The organism is Thermoanaerobacterium thermosulfurigenes (genome assembly GCF_051201035.1).
GTDB classification, from domain to species: Bacteria; Bacillota; Thermoanaerobacteria; order Thermoanaerobacterales; family Thermoanaerobacteraceae; genus Thermoanaerobacterium; species Thermoanaerobacterium thermosulfurigenes.
The window spans coordinates 1-8182 of record NZ_JBPODR010000049.1 but is presented as its reverse complement, the minus strand read 5'-3'; the positions used below and the strand labels follow the sequence as shown (position 1 = coordinate 8182).

The following is an 8182-nucleotide window of genomic DNA, read 5'->3' as shown; positions in this document are numbered from 1 at the left end:
AATATTACCATTAATTCCCTTTAAAGTCTATTTTTAAAGCTGTAGGGGAAGTCTGCGCTTTTTTAGCTACTTATATAATAAGTTTTCATAGTAAAATAAAGGAAGTGCAAAAATCTAACTTAGCTTTAAAAAAATGTCTTGACAGATGGGGTATTATAATAAAGGAAATATTTTCAACACTTTGAACAAAATTTTAATGATAAAATTTTGCCGTTAATCATTTTCAAAATGGTAAATTTTATTGTTTTTTCAAACAATAATAGTATAATAATATTTCGTGGAACAAAATTCTTGAATAATTTTTAATTGAATATTGCAAATTCTTTTTTAAAACATTCAACATAGTTAAATTTGCTGGAATCTTTCGTTGGGGGTATTAGCTGATGAGTACTAAGGAGGTTCTAATAGTAGAGGACAGTAAACTCAATGCACAAATAACCGCAGATATTTTAAATAAATATGGATATAAAACAGAGATAGTATTAACAGGGGAAAAGGCCATTGAAAGAGCAATACATAGTTCTAAAAGTCCAGATTTAATTCTTATGGATATAGAACTTAGCGGAACAATTGATGGTATAGACGCAGCGAAAATAATTGGACAACATAAAGACACCCCAATTTTATTTTTGACTGCAAACGCCAGTAAAGAGATAACAGAAAAAATAAAATCAGTTTCAGCGTATGGTTATATTCTAAAAGGTGTAGATGAATATGTACTCATTTCTCAAATTGAAATGGCTTTTAATCTGTATGAGGCAAAAATACAAATTAAAAATAGAGAAGAATTATTTCATAGCATGTTTGAAAATCATGATGTAGCAATGCTGCTTATTGAACCAGAATCAGGACGTATTGTTGATGCTAATAAAGCCGCTTGTGAATTTTATGGATGTTCTAAAGAAACCATATTACAGATGAACATAGAATCTGTTGCTGGTATTTTTACAATTGATGGTTGTCATAAGTGTTCCGAAGTATTAAAAAATAATTGCAATCCTTGCATTTGCCTTCAAAAATTAGTTAATGGGAAAGAAAGATTGGTAGAGACATATTCAACCATTTTAGATTATCAAGGAAAAACGTTGATGCACGTAATTGTTTTTGACATTACTGAAGAATGGAAAGCAAAAAAAGATCTTGAATTTTATAAAAAACTTTTTGAAGACTCACTTAATGAAATTTATATATTTCATCCACAGTCACTGAAATTTATCGCAGTAAACCATGGAGCAAGGGAGAATTTAGGATATACTGAAGAAGAATTCAAAAAAATGACACCTATTGATTTAAGCCCAGAATTTACATTACAAGCTTTTAAAGAATTTCTTGAGCCTCTTTCAAAGGGAGAACGAAAATTAATCATTTTTGATACAATGAATCGCAGGAAAGATGGCTCTTTATATCCAGCGGAAATTCACTTAGAACTTATAGAATTTGGGGAAGAAAAAGTATATGTAGCACTTGCTGTAGATTTGACAGAGCGCAGAAAGATAGAAAATGATCTAAAAGAAAAGAATGAAGTTTTAAATACTATAACATTTTATGCTGGAGATGCCATTATTATGATTGATGATAATGGCAAGGTAACTTTTTGGAATCCTGCGGCAGAAAGGATACTTGGCTACTCAAGAGATGAAATAATAGGAAAAGAACTACATGCGATTGTGATTCAAGATAAACAATTATATAGTGCATACAAAGAAGAATTTGAAAGATTTCGATTAAATGGTAAAGGAAGTATAGTAGGCAAAACAGTTGAAATGAAAACAAGACATAAACATGGACATGAAATTGATGTAGAAGTTTCACTTTCTGTTGTCAAAATTAATAATTCGTGGCATGCTATAGGAATAATTCGTGACATAAGTGAACGCAAAAAATTTGAAGAATTGCTTTACAGTCAATCAGTTACTGATCCACTTACAAATATCTATAATAGGCGTTTTTTCATGCAGATATTAGAGCAAGAAGCAGGGAGAACAAAAAGGAGTAAAAAGCTATTTTCACTTATTATGTTTGACTTGGATCATTTCAAAAACGTGAATGACCGTTTTGGACATGCAGCAGGAGATACAGTTCTTAAAGGAGTTGCTGATACGGTAAAAGGAAGAATACGGAAGACGGATTATTTTGCTCGGTGGGGAGGAGAAGAATTTATAATTCTCCTGCCCGAAACTTCCTTGAATAATGCAACTAATCTGGCTGAAGAGATTAGAATGCAGATAAGTACAGTGAAATTTGGAGATGTAGGTAACGTGACGGCAAGTTTTGGAGTTACTGAATACAGAGAAAATGACACAATTGACACCGTTCTTTTGAGAGTAGATAATATGCTTTATGAAGCAAAAAATGATGGGAGAAATTGCGTAAAAAGCGTATAAAAGTGTGTTGAAATATTTGACATAGAGGGAGGATAGAAAATTGGACCTCTAAGCAGGTCTCAATGAAAAGCTATGGAAGAAGGAAAAAGTAGTAAGAACATTCTTATAGTAGATGACTCTACATTAGTACGGCTTATGGTTAAAAATATATTAAAGGCAGAGGGATATGATGTTGATTCTGCATCTACTGCTGAAGAAGCAATGCTGAAAGTAAAAGATAGAAAAGAATTGTTTGATTTAGTAATTGTAGATGTTAATCTGCCAAATCAAAACGGTTTTGAATTTATAAAGAAACTAAAATCGAAAGCGGGATACAAAAACATTCCAGTGATGATATTAAGTGGAGATGCCACAGCACCTTCAATTACACAAGCAATAGAAGTCGGCGCAATAGAGTATCTTATTAAACCATTCAAAGAAGATGAGCTTGTAAAACGTGTAGTAAAACTAATAGGGTGTATTAAAGAAGAAGATCATTATCCAGAACTTAAAGAAGTGTTAAAAAAAGAAATAAACCGTGCTAAAAGAAGCAATGTTAACTTTTCTTTAGTCTTGGCACAATATGAAGGAAAAATCAGAGTTGAAATTTCAAAAGTAGCAGAACAGGTAAAAAACAAACTTCGTGATATAGATATAATATTTGAAATTGATAAAAATACTTTGGCTTTAGTTCTTCCTATTACAGTAGCTAATGGTGCAAAGATTGTAATAAAAAAAATTAAAGATAAACTGCCAGGCAAGTGGTATTTTGGTATAAGTATATATCCTGATAATGGTAAAAATGAAGAGGAATTAATTAATTTCGCAAAAGAAGGATTAATGAAAGAAATATCAAATTCAAAGCAAGCAGACAAATAAGTTAGAGTATAGTTATAAAATAAGAGAAGAAATTTTACACCAGAATAAAAAAGCCAAAATAGTTTTAGAGGTATTGCAGAAAGAAAAAACGCTTAATGAGATCGCTGCTGAATATGAAATTTCCGAATAGGATGAACCTAATTCAATAATTTGCAATATATAGCAGGAGTGAGGTATCAAAGTTGCAGTCAGGGGTAAAACCAAGTAAATCAAGTAAATATGGGAAAAATAAAAAATACATACCTGTAATATATAAATTTTATCTATCACAATTTTCAGCAATATTATGGGTAATCCTTTCAATAAAATTATCTCAACCTTGGTTACACGAACTTAGTAAGGCTGTTGGATTTCCACTTGCATTATTTATAATTACCTTTATTGCTTATGTGCCAGGCTATCTTGTTGCATTTGATACAGTAAGTCTACTTTTAGACAAACAACCACCTTACAAAAATACAAATCCTGATATACCAATTACAGTTTTGATAGCAGCAAGAAATGAAGCTGGCAAAATTGCTAATACATTAAAGTATATTTCGACTCAAGAATATAACGGTAAAATACAAATTGTGATTGTTGATAATAATTCTTCTGATGGAACTCTTGAAGCAGCAAAAAATGCTGCAAAACATTATGGAATACAATACAAATGCTTATTTGAACCAAAGCCGGGGAAAAATAACGCATTAAATACTGGCTTAAAAGCGATCGATACAGAATATTTTATAACGCTTGATGCTGATACATTATTACATAGAAATGCAATTAATAACATAGTTTCAAGAATTTTAAGTGCTCCGCCTGATGTGTGTGCAGTGGCTGGACATGTTTTAGTAAGGAATAGTAGAAATAATATTTTATCTAAAATGCAGGAATGGGACTATTTTATGGGCATTGCATCTTTAAAAAGAATGCAAGGTTTATATCAAGGTACATTAGTTGCACAAGGAGCCTTTAGTCTTTATAAAACGGATATTGTAAAAAAGATAGGTGGTTGGGAAGATGTAATAGGTGAAGATATTGTATTGACATGGAAGTTTTTTGAAGATGGCTATAAAGTATATTTTGAGCCTTTTGCAGTCGCTTTTACAGAAGTTCCAACTAAAATGAAACATTTTATAAGACAAAGGTCAAGATGGGCACGTGGCATGTTTGAGGGCTTTAAAGTAGCAGGTCCTTGGCAGCAAGAAAGATTTCTTGCGAGATTTTTGATTAGTCTAGATATATTGATTCCTTTTATAGATATGACATATACTTTTGTTTGGATACCTGGACTTATAATGGCTTTTTGGGGAAAATATTATATTGTAGGACCGTATACTCTTTTAGTGCTTCCTCTAAATATTTTTGTAACAATAGTAATGTATATTTTTCAAAAAGATGTATTTGATTCTTTAGGTTTAAAAATCCGAAGAAATCTGCTCGGATATATTCTTTATATTTTATTTTATCAAGTCATTCATTCGCCAATTGCCGTATGGGGTTATGTGCAGGAAATTTTAAATCTTCGCAAAATATGGAAGTGAATTGTACGTTTTGCAGGTTAAACAAAGAATATATAATTACATTGTACGGATTTTTCATTTTCGCTCTGCTCAAATCAAAAATCCGAATTTATAACGCACCTCTGCTCATTCTTCGCAGACGTGCTATTTTTTTGGAAGTGTAAGCAAGCAATAAATATATTTGATAAAATAGTAAAAATATTTTTAAAATTCTCTTGACATTTTATTTGTTATGTGTCATAATATAATCGAAGGTGGAAATAAAAAAGTTTTTTAAAGGTGAATTAGTTTTAAATTGTAAAAAGGCGGAAGTTGGCAACAAATAAAAAATGTGGGTATATTTCCACTAGAGAAATAAAGGTGGCGTGATCAACCACCTTTATTTCTTTTATGACAAATAATGTGACACTGTTACATTTTCACGGTTATGACCTAAGTTTCTGCTTACTTCTCTTACAGCTTCTCTATCTCTTTTATCTCTTGTACGCTTTTTGTACTTTCTTCCTCTGATTTCTATAAACCTGTCTTGAGCGTATTCACGTCTCATGCTGTGTATATCAAGATGTTCTGGAATTCTTGTAAAAAGCCTTTCATTTCCTCTATCTTTAGCTTTTTCTAATATGCTTTCAATTTTAGGCTGATATTTTTTGAGTATAGGAACTTCTCTTGTTTTACCGCCTTTACCATTTTTGACATGAACATATAGCCTATCATCTTTTTTATAGATATCATTTGCAGTGATAGCTGATACTTCACGCCTTCTTAAGCCAGATGATTTACAAAAATCTATTAAATCCTTATAGTTATCCAAATTAATTTTTTTATCATCAGGTCTTTCAAGTCTAGATCTTGTTATATCTTTTAGTTTTCTTTCGGGTATTTTAATATCATCAGCAAGGTTATTATCTTTATATGCTTTTCTAAGAGCTGCTCTTGCAACCTTTATAGACCATGCTGATTGACCCAGTGAGATTTTTTCGCTTAAATAATCTGATACCATATCCTTTGTTTTGTCAAAGTCTTTATTCTTTACACCTTTAGATTTGCACCAATCAGCAAATTTTTTCATTTCATTACGATAAGTTGCATAAGTCTGTACAGAGAAGATACCTGCATTAAAAACTGCATCATTCATAGCATTAAATACATCTTGTCCATGAAGTCCATTCTTTATAGCTTCTTCTTTAGCTTTCTTCTTAACAGCATATTTACTTTTTCCAAATGACTGCTGTTCTTTTAAATTGTTAAGCAGCCTATAGAAAATACTTCCTTGTCTGCCCATAAAAATCACTCCTTTGCCTGCTATTTTCTGCCATTCAAAGTGCGGATTACGGACTTTGATATAAAGAATTTACTAGTTAACTTTAATTATTATTGTTATTATATGTTTTAAGTAGAGCGGATACAGTGTCCGTTCCAGTTCCTAAATAATTGTCCAGATTCCAGACAATTACCTTCCATTATCTGTATTTTTCAAGTGCTTAAATTGAGCACTTGAAATTTTCAAAAATTTCCCAGTTTTTTTACTTCGTCATCTACTTTTTCAGCTATTTTAACTTCCTGTGTATAGTTCTAGGTGATACACATAGTTTGGCAGCAATATCTTCTGTAAAGGTCGGGGAAATAATTTCGTTGACCACTTTTTTATATTGATTGCCTCGAAATGCACCGCCTTTATTAGTACTCTTTGTTTCAGGATATTTTGCTTCGTATAATTCATTTCTTCTTTTAAGATGTTCAGCACGTTTCTTTATTGCCAATATTTCCAGCAAATGATCTTCAGCAAATGTTGAAGAAATAATTTCCGCAGCGTTGTATCCAAAACATACATATCTATTTTAAATTCAGAAAATATTTGTATTGATAACAATGATAAAAGCCTATATAACAGGCTTAAATTGAATTCTAAATTAAAAATGTTAACAAGTTTTATTTATATTAGGGTTCTGTTATTATTTTAAAAGATTGTCATCGTTCAGATAGCGTAATATCAATGAAATCTAATGTTATCAAGAAAGAATATTTCCATTATCTGTATTTAGAAAGTGGTCAAATTGACCACTTTCTATTTCCGAAATTTTTCCAGTATATTGATTGCCTTTTGATTAAAAAGGATATACTTAACTGAGGAATATAACCAGCTTCGCCGTTTATATTCTCCTATTGTCGCTGCGTGAGTAAGTTTTATATCCATGAAGTGAGATTAGCCTTTGTTAAAACATCATTACCAATTGAGATTATGTCGTAGATAAAGCCGGTAAGCCACTTTATCTTCTCTAAATGCATTATCCGCATAGCATGATAGAGATTACTTATGCAGTGATTTTTGCGATGTAGCTTATGGTATTGCTGTGGTGTATTTTATCATGCCGGATAACTGATGCTTTAAAATTCCGTCTGCTCATATCCAAGCCCGTGAGCCATAGGGCTTTGCCGCTGGTGTAAATGCATGATGTCTACTGCTTATTTAAGCAGTATAAAGAAAATCAAGCAACCTTCCATTGCCATTCTTTTTTATGAAATATCCGGATATATGCAAAGGAATCAACTTTAGCGGCAGAAAGCTAATCTTTTGATACTCGCAAAAATGCTTTCTGAAGGCCCGGATATTTCAACCGTAGAGGAAAGAGAATGATGCATAACGCATTTTATTTTTATGCTTGTTTTCTTTTTAATTCGATATTATTATATAACAAATATTCAGAAAATTCAATATAAATATTTAAATACCCTATGCGCTTTAAAGCATAGGGTATCATTGATTTTATTTATCGTCATTTTGCATCATTTCGTCTTCTTTTTGAAATTTTACAAGTAACTCAAGAATTGCATCTGCTAATTTGTCTATACCTTCTTTTTCAATGCCAATTATATCGTATATACAAGAGTCAATTATGCCGATGATTTTTTTATAATATTTGGCATCTTGGTCATTATCAATTATTTTCATTAAAGCACGATTTTTTTGTATTAAAAGTCCGGCTAAAGAATCAAAATCATCACGAGTCATTTCTTCATTGTTGTAGTTCATATGTAACTTCACCTCCTTTCAGCGATACGATTTATCGTATTTTACTATAGATGAGAAAAATTGATAACAAATATTACCATCAAATAGATACACTACGCCTATGCTAACTGTAGTTCTTTTAAAATTTCATCAATAGGTACTTTATTATTAGCTTGCTCATATAACCATTGAACACACTGCTTTTGTACTTCTTTGCGTACTATTTTTATTCCTTGCCCAAATTTGCAATATTCATCACCTGAAGTCGTACAATACAGGTATGTCAATGATATAAGCCATAATAATCTATCTATTGATTTTGTTGATCGTACTTGATATGTATTTAGTCCAAGATTATTCTTTGTCTGCCTAAAGAATATTTCTATAGGCCATCTTTGACTGTAGTAATTTAGAATAGTCTC

7 protein-coding genes and 1 pseudogene are annotated in these 8182 nt (G+C 31.2%); 4 read left to right on the top strand and 4 right to left on the bottom strand.

The features are described from left to right. Positions 1-383: 383 nt before the first annotated feature. The 4 genes and pseudogenes from HNR52_RS11695 to HNR52_RS11685 all read left to right on the top strand — a co-directional run bounded on the left by HNR52_RS11695 (position 384) and on the right by HNR52_RS11685 (position 4771). Positions 384-2384: a GGDEF domain-containing response regulator gene (locus tag HNR52_RS11695; RefSeq protein ID WP_435620663.1), complete on the top strand. Its 2001-nt coding sequence runs from the start codon at positions 384-386 to the stop codon at positions 2382-2384. 72 nt (positions 2385-2456) lie between these two features. Next, positions 2457-3242, top strand: a complete 786-nt coding sequence (locus HNR52_RS11690) for a response regulator (protein WP_435620662.1) — start codon at positions 2457-2459, stop codon at positions 3240-3242. Between the two features lie 21 nt (positions 3243-3263). Further along, positions 3264-3363: pseudogene (locus HNR52_RS12285) on the top strand (transposase); the annotation flags it as partial. Positions 3364-3424: 61 nt separating this feature from the next. After that, positions 3425-4771 carry a glycosyltransferase family 2 protein gene (locus tag HNR52_RS11685; protein ID WP_435620661.1) on the top strand — a complete coding sequence of 449 codons (1347 nt, stop codon included), beginning with the start codon at positions 3425-3427 and terminating at the stop codon, positions 4769-4771. 367 nt (positions 4772-5138) lie between these two features. On the opposite strand, the gene HNR52_RS11680 is transcribed toward HNR52_RS11685, so the two are convergent. From HNR52_RS11680 to HNR52_RS11665, 4 genes are all read right to left on the bottom strand, one after another. After that, positions 5139-6032, bottom strand: coding sequence for a tyrosine-type recombinase/integrase (locus tag HNR52_RS11680; RefSeq protein ID WP_435620660.1), 894 nt, complete (start codon positions 6030-6032; stop codon positions 5139-5141). A gap of 265 nt (positions 6033-6297) precedes the next feature. Then, a complete protein-coding gene (locus HNR52_RS11675) occupies positions 6298-6510 on the bottom strand; it encodes a hypothetical protein (RefSeq protein WP_435620659.1) in 213 nt (70 codons plus the stop codon). Positions 6511-7514: 1004 nt separating this feature from the next. Beyond that, positions 7515-7781, bottom strand: a complete 267-nt coding sequence (locus tag HNR52_RS11670) for a hypothetical protein (protein WP_435620658.1) — start codon at positions 7779-7781, stop codon at positions 7515-7517. A 98-nt stretch (positions 7782-7879) separates the two neighbouring features. Beyond that, a partial coding sequence (locus tag HNR52_RS11665; RefSeq protein ID WP_435620657.1) for a transposase occupies positions 7880-8182 on the bottom strand: 303 nt, incomplete at its 5' end.

What these genes read in the sequence shown, in the direction of transcription:
- HNR52_RS11695 (WP_435620663.1), top strand. Translation starts at nt 384, where the DNA reads ATGAGTACTAAGGAGGTTCTAATAGTAGAGGACAGTAAACTCAATGCA.
- HNR52_RS11690 (WP_435620662.1), top strand. Translation starts at nt 2,457, where the DNA reads ATGGAAGAAGGAAAAAGTAGTAAGAACATTCTTATAGTAGATGACTCT.
- HNR52_RS11680 (WP_435620660.1), bottom strand. Translation starts at nt 6,032, where the DNA reads ATGGGCAGACAAGGAAGTATTTTCTATAGGCTGCTTAACAATTTAAAA.
- HNR52_RS11670 (WP_435620658.1), bottom strand. Translation starts at nt 7,781, where the DNA reads ATGAACTACAACAATGAAGAAATGACTCGTGATGATTTTGATTCTTTA.